Below are 19753 nucleotides of genomic sequence, written 5' to 3'. Positions count from 1 at the left end.
GTGCTGGGGCACTACGGCGCGGGCGTCCCTGGTGCGGCTGCACCACCCGCGGCGACCGGCCTCAGCGCAGCCGGGCCCGGACGATCTGCAGCGGCTGGCTCCGGTCCTTGACCCCGAGCCGGATCCGCTGGCCCTTCCTGAACCTCGCGGGCAGCCGGTAGCGCGCCACCCAGGTCGTCACGCCGTCCTCGATCTCCGTGGCCACCATGGGCGGCCCGGGGACACGAGGACGACCGCGCGCGTTGCGGGGCAGCATCAGCTGGGGCTGGGGGCCGCGCGTCATGGCGACCACCTCGATCCGGGAGCGGGCCCGCACCACGAAGTCGCCGCGGGCGAACCGGGCCCCGCTGATCCAGGTGGTGCGCACCTGGAAGCGCACGCGTGCGGTGGAGGTGTTGCCCGCCCGGTCGACCGCCGTCGCCACCACCTCGTGGTCCAGCCGGGTGGGCTGGCTCCGCTCGAGGGTGCACGACGCCAGGCCGGACGTGGCGTCCGTGGCCTCGCAGGTGGGCGCCGGAGCCTTGCCCCGGTACCACCCGCCGTCCTTCGGCCCGAGGATGCGCACCGTCGGCGCCGTCCGGTCGATCGAGATCGGCGCGGTGGTCACGGAGGCGCGACCACCGTCGGTCGCCACCACCTCGCGGGTGACGGGCAGCGCGGCCGCGTCCGCGCTGAGCACGACCGGCGCGGGGCAGGCGGCGGTGAGCGGAGCGGTGGTGGTGCTGCACGCGAACGACACGGTGACGGGCGCCGCGTACCAGCCCTGGGGTGCCGGCGCCGCGGGTGTGACCGTCGCGGTGATGGCGGGCACGCCGCGGGCGGCCGTGCGGGTCACGGGCATGCGGTTGGCGTCGCCGGAGTACTCGGCGGTGACCACGAGCGCCTCGGTGGCCGGCAGCCCGTGGTCGAGGCCGGCCGTCCCCTCCACCAACGCCACGTCGGCGAGCACGCGCCCCGCGCTGCTGAACCGCACGGTCCCGCTGGCGACGTCGGGTGCCCCCGAGGCGCCGACCCGGGCGCTCACGGTGCCTCCGGAGAAGTCCACGGTCATCCGGGTGCTCGCCCTGGCCACGTCGACAGGGCTCGACGCGGCGCTCTCGACGTACTTCACGTCGCCGGGCGGCGGGGTGAACCTCACCTCGAGCGTGTGGTCGCCGGCCAGCGTCGGCGTCCACGGCAGGTCGACCTCGGGTCCGGCGCCGGTCACCGCGGGGCCCACCGGGGAGCCGTCCACCAGCAGCCGGAAGTCGCCGGCGACTGGTGCGCCGTGGGAGGTGGTCGAGGCGCGCACGGTGGTCGGCTCGCCCACCATCGGGTCGGCCGGCGCGACGACCGTGGTCGTGGTCGGGTTCCGCGAGACGACCACCGTGTGCAGCGCCGCCGGGGCCGCCGCCCAGGCGTGGTCACCCGGCTGCGTCACCGTCACCCGGCACGGCTCGGGGAGCAGCATCTCGACGCCGAGGGCGTCAGGGGTGAGGCGGCACGCGGCCCCCGCCCCCGACGGCACTGCGTAGGACACCGGCAGGCCGGACGTGGCGGTGAAGCCCGGGCGTACGACCTGGCCCACCAGCGCCTCGCCCTCGACGTCCACGCGTGGCGTGATCGCCTGCGCTCGCCGGGAGGCGGTGAGCTCGACGTCTCGCGTCGCGGTCGAGTAGTACCAGCTCTCGACCGGGGCGAAGTCGACGTCGAGGGTGTAGCCCCCCGCGGACGCCAGCGGCAGCGGCACCTCGACGTGGCCGGTCGCGTCCTCGTCGAGCCAGGCGACGACCGCCCCGTCGGGGTCCGTCAGGGTGACGGTCAGCCGTCCGGTCAGCTCCTCCAGGCCGGCGCCGCCGGTCTGCGAGCGACCCATCGCCCGGACGCGGAGGACGTTCTCCACCACGGGCGGCGCGACCTCTCGGTCGACCAGCAGGTCGCTCGGGGAGGCGAGTGGCGTCCAGGGGCCGGCGCCGGTGGAGAGCTCGACCTCCAGGGTCGTGAAGTCGGGCCGCACGTCGACCACCGTCGTCACCTCGGTGGCCGGCAGCCAGTCGTCGTCGCCGGCCTGCGACCAGATGACGCGGCAGGTCCCGGCCCGTTCGAACGTCACGTCGGTGCCGCTCACCGAGCAGACCGGCTCGTCGGTCTCGACGAGCACCTCGCCGGTCACGGCGAGCCCGGTGGCGGTGGTGTGCGCCCCCGACTGCCACGTCCCACCGACGGTCCGGGTGGGGTCGGCGGGCGTGGCGAACCGGATGGACTGGGGGCCCCGGCCGACGGCGAAGGACCGGGTCCAGGTGGTGCTGGCGACGAAGTGGGTCTGCGTGACGGCGGGCCGGAAGGTCACCGCGACGTCGTGGGTGCCGCTGTGGAGCGCGGTGACATCGGCGCGTCCGGAGCTGCCCGTCCAGGTCTCCACGGGGGGCAGCGTGGCGGCCGGCGCCCCGGCGCGATCGGTCGGGCCGGTGACCTCGAAGGTGGCGGTGCCGGGCACGGCGCTGCCGTCGAGGGCGGAGGAGGCGGAGGCGTAGAACGTGGCCTTGGCGCCCACCCGCGGGTCGACCGACGAGGTGATCGTCAGCAGCACCGGGATCTTCTCGACCTCGACCGAGATCGGTCCGACCGTCGCGGCGTCGCGGTGGTGGTCGTCGCCGGCCTGCGAGAACGAGACGGCGCAGGTGCCGGTGCCGGTGAGCTCGACGCCCTGGGGCCGGGGAGTGACGCCGGGGTCGCCGACATCGACGACCCTGCAGGGCGAGGAGGGTGGGACCGAGATGACGACGGGCTCGCTCGACCCGCCTCCGGTCGCCCGTGGCTCCCACACCTGGGTCACGTAGGCCGGTGACGGAGCCGGATTGTGGACCGTGATGGTCTGGGACGCCTTGGCGACGGTGAAGTCGCGGACCACGACGGTGGGCGTGGCGTAGAGCGCCGTGTCGGTGGGCGTGAACGACGCGGAGACGGTGTGGGAGCCCGCGTTGGCCGGGCGCAGCGAGACCAGCTCGCCGCCACCGAACCACTCCCGGTCGACCGTCGTGTCGCCGGGGGTGATGCTCACCGGCCCCCTGCCGGCGACGGCCCTGCCGTGGAGCGCGCTGCCCGTGCGCCCGCCGGCCCGGGCGGCCGCCCGCACGACGACGAGCTCGCCCACGGTGGGGTCGGGGGTGATCGTGAGCGTGATGACCACCGGCACCTTGGCCACGGCGACGGCGATCACGTCGTCCGCGGCGTGGTACTTGCCGGGCACGGCCGCCTGGGTCGCGGCGATCCGGCAGGGACCCTCGCCGACGAACTCCACCTGGGTCGAGGTGGTGGCCTCGGGGAGGGACACCACGCCGTCGACCGCCCCGGTCAGCGTGCAGGTCGTCGGGGTGGTGCTGGTGAGGACCACGGGACTGCCGGACCCGCCCCGGGTCAGCGACATCTGCCAGACGTCGGCCAGGTAGCCGGGGGTGGGCGGCTCGATCGCCGCGACGGCCTGCCCGGCCACGCGCACGACGAGCGTCGCGGTCCGGGTGGTCGGGGTGGTGTAGCGCCCGGCCGGCGTGGGGACGAAGCCGGCGGCGATCGTGTAGGAGCCGGCACTCGGCGCGGAGAAGCGGTAGGTCGCGGTGCCGGTGTCGGCGTCGATCGTCGGCACCACCGCGACGCCGTCGACGGTGATCGTGAACGTCCCGGCGACGGAGGCATCGGGCGTCGTGCCCGGGGAGGCGGTCGTGGTGTCGGTGACCTGCGCGGTCAGGACGACGGCCTGTCCGTAGTCGGTGGACTCCGGCACGTCGAGGCTCAGCGCCAGCGTCCGCTCGGTGACGGGGAAGCTGACGGTGGCGGAGGCCTCGTCCAGGTTGGCGCTGGCCGGCGCGGTGAACGTGACGGTGCAGGTGCCCGCCCCCGCGTAGACCACGTCGGCACCCGAGGTGGCGCACACCGCCGCAGGGCCGGCGGTCACGACCGGCGTCGTCCCCGACGGCTCCACGGTCGCGGCGGGGGCCTGCCACCGGCCGCCGACCACCGCGCCGGTGGGGGCCGCGGGTGCAGTGACGGCCTGGACACCCTTGGCGATCGGGAGGGAGACGCCGGTGACGCTCACCCCGTGGTGCTCGCCCTGGGCCGGGATCGAGGCACCCACCGTGTAGGCGCCGTGCACGAGCCTCTGGGCGCCGGTGGTCGCGACGCCGGCGGAGAACGCCACCGGGATCGGGTCCTGACCGGAGACGGCGATGGTGCCGGGTCCGGAGTAGGCGAGCGTCGCACGGGTCACGGCGTCGACCACCGTGGCCGTGATCGTGAAGTCGCGCTGGTGGCGGGGAGCCTCGGGCTCGACGCTGATGATGATGTCGGCCTCGCGTCGGATCTGCACCGGGACGTCCACGCTCGTCCCGACCCACCCGCCCGCGGTGGTGGTGGTGAACGTGACCGTGCACGTCCCGGGCGCGTCGTAGCTCACGTCGGCTCCGACCAGCGAGCAGACCGGCGCGGGGCCGGCGGCGACGGTGGCAGCGCGGGACGAGGTGGTCTGCGCGGTCGGTGCCACCCAGGTCCCGCCGACCACGGGACGGGCGGGAGCGGCCGGCGCCACGACCGTGTCCTCGCGCGGCGTGACCGTCAGGGCGAGGTCGTCGACGACTGGCGGGCCGTGGGTGGCGAGACCGTGCTCGAAGGTGGCCGTCACGACGTAGGTCCCGGCGTCGAGGAGGACGTTCGCGCGGGTCGCCATCCCGTCGGTGTAGGTGACGGGGTACGTGTGCACCGTCTCGAGGCTCGGCTCCTCCTCGGTGTCCTCCTCACCCACCACGGGGCGCTGCACCACGATCGTGCCGGGTCCGTCGGCGTCGAGCGTGACGCCGCCACTGGTGGCCGTCGCGGTGAGGGAGAAGGCCTGCTGGTGGCGCCGGGTCGCCGGGGTGGCGCTGACCGCGAGGCCGACGGGGTGGAGGCCGACGGACAGCGACTCGCTCCCGGTCGCGGCCGAGTGGGTGGCGGCGTCGGTGGGCTCGAAGGTGGCCGACACGGTGTGGGCGCCGGCCGCCAGGACGCCGGTCCACGTCGTGCCGTCGCCCGGCGGGGAGGTCGGGCCCGTCGACGTCGGGGTCACCGGCTCGTCGTCGGCGTCGCGCACCTCGATGCCGATCGTGCCCGGAGCCGGGTCGTCCCCGGACCGGGCCCGCACGGTGATGGTGGTGGTGCCGGCCCGGGCGTCCGCCGGGAGGTCGAAGACGAGGTCCACCTCCGCCGGCGCGGCGCTGGCCGGCGGCACGACGACGACCGGGGCCGTCGCGACGAGGGCCGCGACCAGGGCCGCGACCAGGATCGCGAGCAGCCGCCGGCTCACGGCGTTCCCCGAAGGGTCACGGTCTGCGGGGCGAGGCGCGACACGGTGACCGCGTCGCCGGCCGGCCCGGCGGAGTAGTCGGCGCGGACCAGCCAGGTGCCCTGGGGCAGCAGGACCGTCATCTGCTGCCTCGCCACGTCGAAGTCGGGCAGCGGGGACGGGGGATACCAGGCCTGGCCGGGCTCGGGCTCGATCTGGATCATCGGGATCTCCCCTGGGGGCAGGTCGGCGAACGTGATGGTCACCGGGACGGTCTTCTCCTGCAGGTCGAAGGAGAGGGCGGTGCTGCCACCGCTGGGCAGGTCGACCCCGGGCCGGGGCTCGACGTTCCAGAACAGCGGGGTCGCCCCGGTGAGGGCGGGTGTCACCGCGTAGGTCCCGGGCGGCAGGAACACCTCGACGGTGCCGCCGGAGGCGGCGGGGACCTCGCCGTCGTAGGGCGCCCCGCTCACGTCGTAGCCCACGGCGGGCGTGGTGCGCCCGGGGTACGGCGTGACCGTGGTCGTGATCCGGAGCCGGGCCGAGGTCACCGCGATGCGGAGGTCGAGCGGCTCGGCCGACGACGCCCTGGGCACGACGAGGCTGCCCGCGGGGCAGGCCAGGGCCGGGTCGCCGGGCGAGCCGGTCAGGGCGCCGACCGCCCCGTGGTGGTTGTCGGGGAGCGTGACGCCGACGCGGTAGCAGCCCCAGCGGATCGCGGTGAGCGTCGCCGTCCAGGCCGGGTTGGTGCCGGTCAGGTTGTAGGTCAGCGTCGAGCCCGGCGTGCCTGCCACCGGCACCAGCTCCACGAGCGAGCCCGACAGGTCCTCGTCCGGGTTGTTGGTCGTCAGCTCGAGCGCGCCGGACCGGCTGTTGGCCACCATGGCGTGGTTGACGGTCGAGGTGGTCGCGAGGCCGACCGTCACTGTCACCGGGGCGGTGCCCTGCGGGCTGTAGCCGGCCACGGTGTAGCGCACCACGTACGACCCGGGCGGCACGGTGCTGAAGGAGTACCAGCCGGCCGTCGACGGCGGGGTGGCGCCGGCTCCGGTGGTGGTGGTCGTCGTGGTGAGGGGCAGGTCGTCGGTGCCGGTCACCACGGCGTCGGGGTCGCAGCCGGGCGTGGCCGCCGGGTTGCAGTGGACGGAGACGGCCACGCCGTCGAGCCCGGCGCCGGCGGCGGCGTCGGTGACCTGGCCGTCGAGGGTGCCGGTCTGCCTGCTGACGTCGATCACGAAGTCGACGGGGCCGCTCGCGGGCAGGGGATCGGGGAAGGTGACGTCCTGCTGCGCCGTCACGATCCCGGCCCCGCTGACCGAGATCCGGACCGCGACCGGGACGACCCCGCTGAAGGTGGCCAGGCCGAGACCGTCGGTGGTCTGGCTGGCGGGCCCGGCGGCCGTGATCCCGAGGTAGGTGATGCTGACCGTCGCGTCCGCGACCGGGTCGTCGGGACCCAGGCGCACCTCGACCCGCACGTCCACCGGCTCCCGGTGCACCCGGATCGTCACGTCCAGGTCGTCGGGGGCGAGGTCGGTGAGCTCGACGATGGTGGGTCCCGTGCTCAGGTAGCCCGACAGGCCGGACACCGTGAGGCGCCACCTGCCGGTGTCGAGTCCCTCGACCGTGGTGGTGCCGGTGATGGTGAACCCGCCCGTGCCGTCGGTCACGCCGCTGAGGTGGGTCTCCGCAGGGGCCGTGGTCGCGCACGCGGCGTCCAGGCAGCGCGCCGCGGTGACGGTCCTGCCCGCCAGCGCCGACAGGTTGAGCGGGGTGTCGATGGCCGCCAGGGTGCCGGCGATGGTGCCGAGGCGGTCGACCGCCACCGTGCAGGTGGTCGTCGCCCCGGCCTCCACCACGACGGTGTCGCGGTCGGTCGCGCTGCCTGCGGTGCGGCACGTCATCGTCACCCCGGGGGTCCCGGTCCTGACGAACCGGTGGCCCGCGGCCTGGACCCGGAAGTCGACCGTGGCGCCGGGGTCGATGCCGGTGAAGGTGACCTCGCCCGTGGCCGTGGTGGCGGGGACGTCGTTCCACAGGTTGACGACGCGTGCGTCGTCGACGCGCTGGCCGTCGCCGTCGACGACCCGCACGACGACCGAGCCCTGCCTCTTCAGCGTCAGCGCCGGGTCGAACGCGCAGCCGCCGCCCACCTGGCAGGTCAGCGTCGACTCGGTGGTCGCGTAGCCGGCCATGCTGGCCCGCACCCGGTAGGCGCCGGGTCGGATGGGCGACCCCGCCGTGCCGCCGGCGGAGTCGCTCCAGGTGAGCGTGGCGCCGGTGTCGGTCCGGTCGGTCGTCGTGACCGTGATCGTCCCGGTCGCGGGCGGCTGGTCGAGCACCGTGACGCTCGCGGTGCCCCACGCGGGTGCGGTCGCGGTGCCGGCGCCCTGCTCGAGGGTGAGCGCGCCGGCGAACGGCACCCGGGCCGGGAGCAGGGAGAAGTCGCGGATCCCGTCGAACTCGACCATGGTCTGGGTGAGCGTCTCGTAGTCGCGGGCCCGGACCTCGACCTCGCTCGCGCGGTTGGACACCACCGCGCGCTCGACCAGCGCGGGTGCGAGGAGGGCGCCGCACTCGGGCGTGTCCTGCGGCGGGGCCGCGGACGACTGGATCGCGAAGCAGCCGCGCGCCTGGGTGGTCAGGTCGATCCGGTCGGTGAAGACCGAGCTGCCGTCGGCGTTGTAGCCGACGGGGATCACGACGGACACGTCGGCGTCGGGACGCGGCTCGCCCGGGGCGAAGACCTGGCTGAGCACCCTGCCCATCACGTGGGGCACCGGCTGGGTGAGGTTGAGGCGCTGGACGACGTCCTGGTTGAAGCCCACCGACCGGGTGACCGTGCCCGACTGCCGCCGGTTGTCCGGGTCGGTGGCGGAGAACGTGTAGGTGTCGGGCCGGAGGCCGCGGACGACCACCTCGCCGGCCGCGTCGGTCAGCCCGTGGCTGAGCACGGGCGCGGGGTCGACGACCACGGTGGTCCCCACCGACGGGACCAGCGCGTTGGCCGGTCCGGGCACCCTGACCTGGAGCAGCACGCGGCCGTAGCGGTCCATCACCACGTCCTGGGTCACCGTCGTCGAGCGCGCGGCGTTGACCTGGACCGGTGCCGGCGTGGCGTACTCGGGGTCGGAGGGCACGACGAGGACGGTGTAGGCGCCGCTGGTCGGCACCTCCACCTGGTAGTCGCCGGCCGCCCCGGTCGCCGCGCACATGCGGGCCAGGCCGGGCTCGGTGCCCTCGTACGTCGAGCGCGCAGGCAGGCACTTGTCGCCCGCCGAGACGTCGGCGGAGTCGGTCTCGCCCGCGGCGATCGCGGCCGAGCACTCGGGCAGGTCGGGGGAGTCGGAGGTGCCGACGACGACCCACACGCAGCTCGGACTGCGCGGGCTGCCGACCCGGGTGGTGACGCTGCCCTGGATCCGGGGCACCGGGTGCATGCGCACCTCGGGCGCGTTGACGACCGAGTCGCGGGCGACCTCGACGCTGATCTCGGCGGCCTCGTAGCCGGGCGCGGTGACCCGCACGGTGTGCAGCCCGGGACGCAGGCCGTCCGGTGAGCCCGCCTCGGGCAGGGAGTACTGCTCGGTGGGCTCGAAGCTGGCGGCGAACGTCGTGGTGACGGGCGTCGAGCCCTCCCCGGCCTCGGGCGCGGAGTCGGTGACGGTGGCGCGCAGGCAGCGCGGGGCGTCGGGGTGGCTGGGCCGGCAGGCGCGCACGTCCTGGCCGGTGGTGACGTCGACGACCCGGCCGACGATCCGCGAGCGCGCGGGCAGCACTCCGCCGTCGACGGTGCCCAGCATCCGGTCGATCGCCGTGACCTTGCCGGCCCTGACCTCGACGGTGACGTGGTCGGTCACCAGCCCGAAGAACCGCGTGGTCAGGGTGTAGGAGCCCGGGGTGACGCCCGCGAAGCCGAAGCCGCCGGGCGGGCTCGACGTGCTGGTCGTCTTGTAGGTGTGCTCGGCGTTGGCGAGCACCAGCCCGGCCCCCTCGAGGCCCACCCCGTCGGCGTTGCTGACGGTGCCGGAGACGGTGCCGGCGGCGGAGATCAGCTGCACCGAGTGCTCCTCGCGAGGGGAGCCGCGCTTGATCTGGATCCGGCGGGTCTGCGACTGGTAGCCGTCGGCGGCGATCGTGACGGTGTAGGTGCCGGGGGAGGGGAGGCCGGGGAGGGTGTAGAAGCCGATCCGGCCCTCGGTGAGGGCGGTCGCGGCGCGCACCTCGCCCTTGCCGTCGGACACCGTCACGCTGGCGCCGCCCAGCCCGCCCAGCTTGGCGTTCTCCCTGCGGAAGGAGACCTGCCCGGTGAGGGTCGCCACGCCCGCCGCCAGCCGCAGGTCGGCGGTGGCCGAACCGCCGGCGGGCAGCTCGACCAGCCGCGCCTCGCTGGAGAGGTTGTGCATCGAGGCCTGCACGACGTACGCGCTCGGCGTGGACAGGCCCTCGACCGACCACGCGCCCTCGCGGCCACGGGTGTTGCTGGTGGTCGTGACGGTGTGCGTCCCGTCGGTGATGGTCACGGTGGCGCCACCGACCGGCCCGGACGGTCCGACGATGCGGCCCGACAGGCGCCCGTCGCCGGGGGCCATCTCCACCTCGAGCGGCTCCTTGGCCAGCGCCGAGGACGAGTCGACGACGTACTTGCGGGTCTGGAACCCCGCCTTGGAGAAGGTCAGCAGGTAGTAGCCCGGCGAGCGCACCGCGGCGAACGCCCACGTCCCGTCGCTGGTGCTGGTGGCCTGGCGCGGCGGCTCGGCGCGCGAGGCGGTGGTGCGCGTGACGGCCGACATCAGGCGCATGCCGGTGCCGCCCAGCTCCGCGGTGGGCACGCCGATCCCGATCCCGCCCTGGGCCTCCTCGTCGACCAGCGACGTCGGCTCCAGGCGCACCTGCACCCCGCCCGGCTGGTCGGCCGCGACGGTGCCCGACAGCTGCAGGCTGCGGTTGCTGGTCGAGACGTTGGTCGCGGTGGTGCCCCTCGAGCCCGACGCCCCGGAGCCGCCGGCGCCTCCGCCGGACGAGCCGGAACCGGAGCCCGAGTCCGACCCCGAGCCGGAGCCGGGTCCCGACCCCGAGCCGGGCCCGGATCCTGCCGGCCACTCCTCGTCCCCGGGGCCCGAGTCCGGCGTGGGGCCGGCGGCGCGTTCGGCCTGGAGGGAGTTCTCCCGGATCCAGGAGCCGAGCTGGGGCAGGTAGAACATCGCCGTGCCCGCCCACAGGGCGAGCACCGTGGCGATGGCGATCAGGCGAGCCCCGAACGGCGGCATCACCGGTCGCTGCTCGACGGTGCCCTCGACGTGCTTGACGGCCTCGGTGCCGGCCGCGGTGACGGAGAACTGGTGCTGGCCGACCCACCCGAACAACCGTGCTCGACGCGCCCGGACGCTGGCGCCCACCCGGACGGTCGCCCCCGGCAGCACGTCGACGTCGGCCGAGGCCAGGCGTACGACGATCCCGTGCGAGGCCTGGACGCTCAGCCGCACCCGCGCCGTGCCGGCTCCGGCATTGCGCACCAGCACGCCGAAGCGGCGGCGGAACACCAGCGAGGACTCCGCCGGGTCGAGCTTGAGCGTGACGGCGGTGCGCGGGTTGACCGTGAGCCGCACCTCGGCCATGCCGGGCTTCGCGGTGGGGGACCCCGTGCGCGGGTCGAGCGCCTGGGCGCTGATGACCAACGGGTACTGCGCGGGGAACGTGCCCACGGCCGGGGTGACCGTCAGCCGGACGGTCTCGGTGGCGCCGGGCGCCAGAGCGGTGACGCGCGCCTGCTCCGGCAGCCACGCGGGGTCGACACCGAGCGCGGCGACCGTGATGTCCCTCGTCGCGTCGGCGTCGTTGCGCACGTTGACCGCGATCGTCACCGGGTGCCCGGCGGCGCTCGAGCAGGCCGGGTGCACCCCGATCGCCGGGGGCACCTCGTCGGACAAGCTGTGATCACTCATTGGCTCTCACCCTCACGGTGACGCGGACGGCCTGGCTCCGGTCGAGCTGGACGGTGGTGGACCCGGCGGGCGCGCTGCCGCGGGTGCGGCGCACCTGCACGACGTACGCCTCGGGGGCGTCGACGTCGGGGAACGTGAACCCGCCGTCGGCGTCGGTCGTCGTGGTGCGGAAGACGGTCGCCGGGTAGTCGTCGGAGCGGAACACCTCGACGATCCAGCCCGGGCCCACGCTGGCACCGGAGGCGTCGACGACGCGCCCGGAGATCGACGGCGCGACCGCGAGCACGGGGCTGTAGTCGCGGACCTCGCCGGCCTTGAGCTCGATCAGGGTGGAGGTCGGGGAGACCCCCGCGCGGCTGACGCTGACCGTGTAGGTGCCGGGCACGATGCCCTCGATGCGGAACGCGCCGCGGTTGGCGGCGGGCACCGAGGCCGTGGTCACGGTGTAGGTCTCGGAGGCGGAGGTGAGCTGCACGGTCACCTCGCCGACGGCGGCGGTGCCCGACGGCGACCGCATGCGCACCGTGCCCTCCACGGTCGCGGTGGACGGTTGCATGGTCACCGACATGCCGTCGGCGGTCACTGCGGCGCCCTGGGTCTGCGAGCTCATCCGCCCCGACCCGTCGAGGGAGATCGACAGGGTCTGGGAGGCGAGGTCGTCGCGGGAGAAGGTGACCGTGTAGGTCCCCGGGACGGCGAGGCCCTCGACGCTCCACCTGCCCGGGTCGTCGCGCGTGCCGGTGGCGGTCTGCACAGTCTGCTTGCCGTCGGTGACGGTGACCAGGACGCCCCCGGCGGGGTTGTCGAACGGCTTGGCCCTCACGATGCCCTTGAGCGAGCCGGAGGACTGGTCGAGCGTCATCGACACGCCCGTGAGCCGCTGGCCGGCGGCGAGGGTGATCGTCTGGGTCTGGGTGGCGTAGTCGTCGAGCGAGGCGACCACGGTGAAGGTGCCCGGCGTGGGCAGCCCGCGCACGGTGAACGCGCCCTCCTCGCCCTCGGTGAGCGACATCGTCGTCACCGAGGTGGTGCCCGAGCTGACGGTGACCGTCGCACCGGCCAGCGGCCCGGAGGCGCTGTTGATGACACCGGAGATGACGCCGTCGCCGCGACGGAGGCCGATCTCGACCCCGCGCCGCTCCTCGCCCGCGCTGACGTCGACGCGTTGCCTCGCCGTCGCGTAGCCCTGCTTCTCGACCACGAGGTCGTAGACGCTGGGGGAGGGCACGTCGGAGAGGGTGAAGGAGCCGTCGGCGCCGATCGGGACCGACTGCACGGTCGCCCCCGAGCCGTCGAGGCCGACGAGGCCGGACGTGTCGTCCATCGGGGTCTGCAGGGTGAGGGTGGCCGCGGCCACGTCGGTGCCGACGACCGTGCCGGAGATCGAGGCGGGCACGCCGCCCAGGTCGACGTCGACCCCGGCGCGCCGGGCACCCGAGTCGAGCGAGACGGCGAGGCCGTCGCTGGCCGAGGTGGCGCGCGGGAACCAGAGCTGCACGAAGCCGGCGCCCTGGAAGGTGACCTTGTAGTCGCCCGCAGGCAGGTTCGACACGCTCCAGGTGCCGTCGTCCTCCGTGGCGGTCGTCGACACCGCCGCGTCGGTGTCGTCGGCGTCGAAGACGTTGACCGCCACCCCGGGCACCGGCAGGCCGGAGGTGAGCAGCCGGACGGTGCCCGACATCCCGGCGGTGCCGCTGCCGGCCGCGGCGTTCTGGGCGGCGGCGACCTCGAGGGCCAGGTTGCGGTCGGCGGCGGACTGGCCGACGATCCGCGAGAGCGCCATGGTGATCACGACGGCGAAGACGGTGACCGCGGCGAGCAGGCCGAGCAGCGCCATCGGTCCGCGCGAGACCACGGCCTGCTGGACGAACGTGACGCTGCGCGGGGCCATGACGTCGTCGGGCACGCGCCGTGCGGGCTCGCGGCGTCGGCGCCCCCACCGCGGGGGCGGAGGCACGACGAAGCCGGGGTCGTCGAGCACGTGCAGGTCGAGGGTGCGGATCGTGGGGCTGCCGAAGAGCCTGCGCCTGGCCGAGGCGCGCAGGTCGACCACCGCGTGCTCGCCGGGAGCGAGGTCGACGGTGGGCGGGTCGAAGTCGAAGACGACCTTGCTCTCGGCGTCCTGCCCGTGGAGCAGGCCCCGCAGGGGCGTGTTGCCGGTGTTGTCGAGCACCAGGTTGTAGCGGGCCGTGCGTCCGGCGGTCTGCACGGCCGGGTCCGCGGTCAGCTGGGTCCCGCGCGAGGGCGGCACGTCGAAGACGACGTCCTCGACGAGGTGCCCGTACGGTGCGGTGATCTCGTTGACCTGCACCGACAGCCGCCGCTCGCCCGCCGGCAGCCCCGCGGGGATGGTCAGCAGGGCGGTGACGGTCCGGCTCTCCTCGGGGAACAGCGAGATGTCGCCGCTCGCCACCTCGACCCACGAGGGGTCCACCCCGAGGAAGCGGAGCCGGTAGCCGCCGATGACGTCGCCGGTGTTGCTGATCGTCACGGTGACGGGGGTCGGCACTCCGGGGGAGAGCTCGACGCGGCGGGGCTGGATGTCGATGTGCATCAGGGCGACCCCAGCCGCAGGTCCTGGATCGAGGTGATCCCGGGGAAGACGGTGACCATCGCGGTCTGCTGGCGCAGGCCGTCGGCGGTGACGGTGACGGCGTACGTGCCCGGGGGCAGGCTGGCGACCTGGTAGCCGCCGTTGCGCAGGGCGCCTCCGGGTGCGGTCGTGGTCGCCGTCCAGGTGTCCTTGCCGTTGGTGATCGTGACCGTCGCCCCGACGTAGGCGTTGCCGTTCGGTCCGAGGACCCGCCCCTGGACCCGACCCAGGCGACTGCCCAGCTCGACGCGCAGGGTGGGCGCGGGTCCGGAGGCCTCGAGGGAGACCGGGACGGTCTCGGAGCCGTAGCCGGGCAGGGTGAACGTGAGGGTGTACTCACCGGGCGCGGGCAGGCCGGAGATGCTGAAGGCGCCCACGTCGCCGTTGGACAGCGTCGTGGTGGACGGCGGCGTGGACCCCTCCGCGATCTGGGTGCCGCCGACCGTGACGGTGGCCCCGCCCAGGCCGGCGCCGTCGAGGGCGACCAGCCGGCCCGAGACGCTCCCCGTGCCGGCGGCCAGGTCGACCACCATGCCCTGCTCCGAGGCGCCGGCCTCGAGGTCGACGATGCGGGTCACCGACCCGTGCGACGGTGAGGAGAACTGCACGACGTACGTGCCGGGCGTGGGGAGGTTGCCGAGGTCGAAGCCGCCGACGGCCCCGACCGTCGGAGTCGTGACCAGGACCTCCTCGCCGCCCACGGTCGTGGCGACCGTGACGTTGCCGAGGGGGCTCTTGCCGTCGGTGACCGTGCCGGAGATGCTGCCCGTGCCGGCGCCGGGGGTGACGCCGGGCTGGAGCCGGGTCTCGCCGCCGGTGACGGTGGTCAGCACCTTGGTCACGCGGTAGCCGGGGGCGGAGAAGCTGAGCTCGTAGGTGCCCGGCGCCGGAAGGCCGGTCAGGGTGTAGGCGCCCGAGCCGTCGGAGGTGGCGCGGGCCGCGGGGGCGGTCGCGGACACGACCGTGGTGCCGTCGGCGGACGCGTCGACCATCCGGGCCACCACCTCGGTCGGCGGCGGGTCGAGCGAGTCGCCCGGCTCGATGGTGCCCGAGATGGTCGCCGGCAGTCCGCGGACGGTCGCGGTGATGCCCTGGGTGTCGGACTGCGCGGCGACGGACACCTCCGTGGCGCCGCGGCGGCTCGGTGCCGAGGGGTACCAGACCGGCTTGAACCCCTTGGCGCTGAACTTCAGCGTGTACCTCGTCGGGAACAGCCCCGCCACGGTGAAGCTGCCGTCGCCCTGGCTGGCGGCGGAGCTGACCAGCACAGGTCCCTTCCGGCCCTGGCGGTAGGCCTCCACCAGGATCCGGCCGACCGGGGCGCGGTTGCTGCGCGCGCTCACGACGCCGGAGATGGAGCCGCCCACGTCGGCGGGCACCTGCCCCGACTTGGGCAGGGCGCCAGCGGGCAGGTCGGCCCCGGGTTGCGCGGGGTCGCCGGCGCCGGCCCGTCCGGCGGCGCCGTCGCGGTCGGCGGAGGCAAGGGAGCTGGTGGCGAACGAGACCGGGGCCGTCTTGGTGAGCGGGTCCCCGGCGAACACCTGCGTCAGGCCGAGCAGGAAGGCCAGCGCCCACAACCCCACGATGCTCATCAGGATGAGCACCGTCACGAGTCCGCGTCCAAGGAGTGGGCGCTGGCGGAGCACGACCTCCGTGCCCACCCGCAGCTCGGGCTCGACCTCGGCCTCCTCCATGGCCGGGATCGAGTGCGTACGACGGGCGCGCAGGTCGACGGTGACGGGCCGGTCGACCTCGCTGCCCGTGAGCATCCGCGGGCCGCGCACGAGCATCTCGCACGGGACGCTCTCGCCCGGGGCGAGGGTGAGCTGCTGCGGCGTGAAGAGCACGGCGGTGCGCCGGTCCTCGCGCTCGGCCTCGAGGGTGACGTCGAGCCCGGTGTTGCCGGTGTTGACGACCTCCAGGCCGAAGAGCGCCTTGCGACGGGCCCGGACCACCGGCGGGTTGCGGTGCAGCTCCACCGACGGGCGCGCCGAGACCGAGAGCTCCACGTCGGCGAACTGGGTCGGCGACCCGGTGGTGGACAGGATCGCCACCGACAGGGGGTGAGTCCCGGCACTGGCCGTGGTCGGCACGGTCACCCGCAGCCGCATCTGGCCGCGGGCCTCGGGGAACAGTCGCAGCAGGGCGGGCTCGGAGTGCACGACCGCGTCGGGGAGCCCGCCCAGGTCGGCGGTGACCCCGTCGATGAGGTCGGTCGTGTTGACGACCTCGACGGTGATGTCGATGGTCTGGCCGGGATCGGCCTGGAGCACTCGCTGGTGGGTCTCGACGCGCATCAGTGGTGCAGCACCTCGTCGAGCCAGGCGCCGTACTGCGTCTCGTTGGGGCGACGGCCCAGCTTGTTCATCTCGGCCGCCACCGCCCGCAGCACGTCGACCATCCCGACGCCTGAGCCCCGGGCCGCGGCGGAGAACGCGGCGGACAGCGCGCAGTTGCGGATCGACCCGCCGGAGAGGTCGAACTGCTGGGCCACGAAGTCGAGGTCGAGGTCCTCGCACGGCGCCTTGACCAGGCTGCGCTCCCAGATGAGCGCGCGCTCGGCCGCGCTGGGCAGGGTGAAGTGCACGGTGGCGTGGATGCGGCGCAGGAACGCCTGGTCGATGTTGCCCTGGAAGTTGGAGGTGAGCACCACGAAGCCGTCGTAGGTCTCGAGTCGCTGCAGCAGGTAGGACACCTCGAGGTTGGCGTAGCGGTCGCGCGCGTCGTTGACCTTGGACCGGGACCCGAACAGCGAGTCGGCCTCGTCGAAGAGCAGCAGGTAGTCGCCGGCCTGGGCGGCGGAGAAGATCTGCTCGAGGTTCTTCTCGGTCTCGCCGATGTACTTGCTCACCAGCGCGGAGAGATCCACCCGGAACATCTCGATGCCGAGCTCGTGGGCGAGCACCTCGGCGCTGGTCGACTTGCCGGTGCCGGACGGGCCGGAGAACAGCGCGACCACGCCGGGCGACGGGTAGAGCGAGAGCCCCCACTCCTCGTGGACCGTGCTGCGGTGGCGGTAGCGGTCGATGAGCGACTGGAGCTGGCGCGCCTGGACGGCGGGCAGGACCAGGTCGTCCCACGTCGCACGTGGCACCACGCGCTTGGCGTGGGCGAGCAGGGCGCCGGTGGTGACCCGGCGCAGCCGCTCGGCGGCCGTGCCACCGGCGGCTCCGCTCGCCTGCTGCAGCTGGCTCGCCGTCGGGCGGCGGGCGGGCAGCGGCTCGTCGCCGAACACCGCGTGCCACTCCTGGCCGGTGATCGGGGGTGCGGGGGCGGCGATCTCGACGTGCTCGCGCTCCGGCGCAGCGGCCACGCCCACGGGATGCCTCGAGCACAGGGCGATGCTCAGGTGGTCGGCCCGGTCGACCCAGTGCCGGGTGAGGGGCGCGACGTCGCCCTCGGGCAGGTCGAGCACCACGCCCAGGCCACCGACCGTGGCCATCCGGACCAGCACCCGCCAGCCGCGGTCGTCGGCGGGCGGCGTGGTGAGCAGGAAGGCCAGCGGTGCCAGCGCGGCCATCGCGGCCTGGTCGCGACGGACCTTGTCCTCGCCGTGCACGAGCACGCACTCGGTGGTGCCGACCATCGTCGGGGGCAGGACGACCAGCTCGGTGTCGAGGGGCAGCTCGGGGTCGAGGGACAGGTCGTCGCGCAGGGCCCAGAGGACGCGGCGCGGCACGTGCACCCGGGCGGCCGCGAAGGTCGAGTGCGGCTCGATCTCGACCAGGGCCGCGCGCTGGAGACGCGCGTCGTCGGCGAGCGCGTCGACGGCCTCGACGCCCAGCAGGCGGGCGAGGAGGTCGAGGTCGAGCCGGGTCTGGGCGAGGTCACCGGCGAGCTCGCCGACCATCCGCTGGAGCCGGCGGTCCATCTCGACCGCGGCGCAGAGGGCGAGGACCCGGATCGCGTCGTCGTCCAGCTCGGCGGAGGCGACGATGGCCGCGAACGGTCCCTCGGCGTCCTCGAGATGCGCGACCAGGGCGGCCTCGGCCTGCTCGATCCCGCTCGCGTCGACCGGGTCGGCTGGATCCGCCTCGTAGCTCCGCCGCGCGTTGAGCAGCGCCGGAGCGAGGTGGGTCCAGTGGGCGGTCAGTTCTTCTTGAGCCACTCGGCTCGCCGCTTGAGGTTCGCGTAGTAGTCGTCCTTGCCCGCCGTCTGGTCGACCGCCCCAGCCGCCCGGCCCGCCTTCTTGATCGACTTCTTCAGCGCCCGAGACTTCGAGCTGCCCGAGAACCGGGTCGCGGTGAACGTCTTGATGAGGAGCTGGCGGCCTGCGCGGAGCCCGTTCTCCAACGCTTCCACGGCGGCGCCGTGCTCATGCGGCTGGTCGGCGATCCACTTCTTGATGGTCTTGTCGCCGTCGATGAACGCGATGTGGATCAGCTTGTTGACCGCGCTCGTCGCGGTCTTGGTGAGCTCGGCCGTCGCCAGCTCGGCAGGATCGTAGGCGGCGTTGGGCTGGAACGACTTCGCGGCGCCGGCGTCGACGTTGTCGATCGCGGTGATCGCGGCGCTGTCGGGCTCGTACATCCAGTTGCCGAGGTTGCCCGCCATGACCCGGTCCCAGTTGCCCGTGAACAGGTCCACCGCCGTCAGTCGTCCGAGGCTGGTCATGTGCTTCTGATCGGTGATCAGCGCCCTGATGCGGGTCTCGCGCTCCTGGCCGTAGAGCGAGTGGGTGTCCTTCTGCGTCGCCGTGGCCTTGGCCGTGTCGCCGGCCGCGTAGGTCATCGCCATCAGCTTCGAGCCCTGCGAGAGGTCCTCGGCCAGCTGGGCGCGGTGGCCCTCGAGGCCGAGGTCGGCGTCGGACATCTTGGAGAGGTCGTCGTCGGCGGGAAGCCCCTTGCGCGCGATGACCTTCGACTTCACGTCCGACAATGCCCGGAAGGACTTGCCGGCCTTGGCGAACGACGCTCGGTCGGCCAGCGTGCTGCTGGTGACCAGCTGCTCGACGAGGTCGGACTCGTTGCCGGGGATCGGGCGCTGGTGCGACGACTTCACGTGGGCGAGCGACTCGTTCATCACCGAGGCGAGCTCGCCGAGCCCGATGGGCTGGTTCTCCATCTTGACGACCATGCGGTCGTCGCTGGAGTCGGACAGGAAGAACACGCCCTGGCCCGAGGAGACGGTGCCGACCTTCTGGGTCCTGGACCAGTCGATCCGCTTGGCCTTGAAGTCCCAGACGCGGTGGATCCGCTTGGCGCCCGTGCCGCCCTGGCGGGTGTGGGCGATCTCGTGGGCGAGCATCCGCTCGCCGCCGGGGGTGTCGGGTGAGTACTGCCCGGACCCGAAGAAGATGTCCTTGCCGGTGGTGAAGGCCTTCGCCGAGACGGCGCGGTTGAGCTCCGCGGCCTCCCGGCCGGTGTGGACGCGCACGTCGCCGAGCGATCCCCCGAAGGCGGGCTCGAGGCGACGGCGCACCGCGTCGTCGAGCGGGCGACCGCCGGTGCGCGCGCCGTTGATGCGCGCGGACAGGCCGTCGGACAGCTCGCCTCCGTGGAACCCGACCTCGGCACCGGCGGGCGCCGACGGGGCAGCCGAGCGGGCCACGCCGTGGCACCCGTCGTGCACGTGGCGCTCCTGGCCGTCGTGCTCGGCCCCCTGGAGGCGGCTGATCACCCGGTCGGCGACCTGGTCGGCCTCGACCTCGGCACGGTCGTCGGCGGCGCCCACGACCATCGGGGTGGCGGTCCGGCGTACCGGTGCGCCGATCGCGTGCTCATGAGGAGCGAAGTCCTTGGCGCTCATGGCGGTCACTGTAGGGATGGCGCGTCGAGGGTGCCCGTCAAAGGCGCGGAAACGTGGGTAGAGGTCCAGACCAGCGAGGGTTCCGATGGCCGGAGGTCCAGACCACTGCGGGTTATTTGGCGCCGATATCCGCGGGTTGCCGACGCGCGCTCCGCCCAACTGCCACGATGCGCT

At 74.2% G+C, this 19753-nt stretch carries 6 protein-coding genes; all 6 read right to left on the bottom strand.

All coding sequences use genetic code 11. The features are described 5' to 3' along the window. Window positions 1–61: 61 nt before the first annotated feature. The 6 genes from AC4H2S_RS12220 to AC4H2S_RS12195 are packed head-to-tail and all read right to left on the bottom strand — an operon-like array spanning window position 62 to window position 19579. Window positions 62–5314 carry a hypothetical protein gene (locus AC4H2S_RS12220; RefSeq protein ID WP_491497252.1) on the bottom strand — a complete coding sequence of 1751 codons (5253 nt, stop codon included), beginning with the start codon at window positions 5312–5314 and terminating at the stop codon, window positions 62–64. Further along, window positions 5311–11238, bottom strand: a complete 5928-nt coding sequence (locus tag AC4H2S_RS12215) for a carboxypeptidase regulatory-like domain-containing protein (protein ID WP_491497251.1) — start codon at window positions 11236–11238, stop codon at window positions 5311–5313. Before AC4H2S_RS12215 ends, AC4H2S_RS12220 begins: the two co-directional genes overlap by 4 nt. Further along, window positions 11231–13792, bottom strand: a complete 2562-nt coding sequence (locus AC4H2S_RS12210; RefSeq protein ID WP_491497250.1) for a carboxypeptidase regulatory-like domain-containing protein — start codon at window positions 13790–13792, stop codon at window positions 11231–11233. Before AC4H2S_RS12210 ends, AC4H2S_RS12215 begins: the two co-directional genes overlap by 8 nt. Beyond that, window positions 13792–16128 (bottom strand): carboxypeptidase regulatory-like domain-containing protein, encoded by a 2337-nt coding sequence (locus AC4H2S_RS12205; protein ID WP_491497249.1) that lies wholly within the window; start codon window positions 16126–16128, stop codon window positions 13792–13794. The genes AC4H2S_RS12210 and AC4H2S_RS12205 overlap by 1 nt, the downstream gene beginning before the upstream one ends. Further along, the gene (locus AC4H2S_RS12200) at window positions 16128–17939 is read right to left on the bottom strand and encodes an ATP-binding protein (RefSeq protein WP_491497248.1); all 1812 of its coding nucleotides are present in this window, start codon (window positions 17937–17939) and stop codon (window positions 16128–16130) included. The genes AC4H2S_RS12205 and AC4H2S_RS12200 overlap by 1 nt, the downstream gene beginning before the upstream one ends. Continuing rightward, the gene (locus tag AC4H2S_RS12195; RefSeq protein WP_491497247.1) at window positions 17921–19579 is read right to left on the bottom strand and encodes an eCIS core domain-containing protein; all 1659 of its coding nucleotides are present in this window, start codon (window positions 19577–19579) and stop codon (window positions 17921–17923) included. The genes AC4H2S_RS12200 and AC4H2S_RS12195 overlap by 19 nt, the downstream gene beginning before the upstream one ends. Between the last annotated feature and the right edge of the window lie 174 nt (window positions 19580–19753).

This window comes from Nocardioides sp. Z13_37 (genome assembly GCF_058355585.1).
This window is presented reverse-complemented; position numbering and strand designations above follow the sequence as displayed.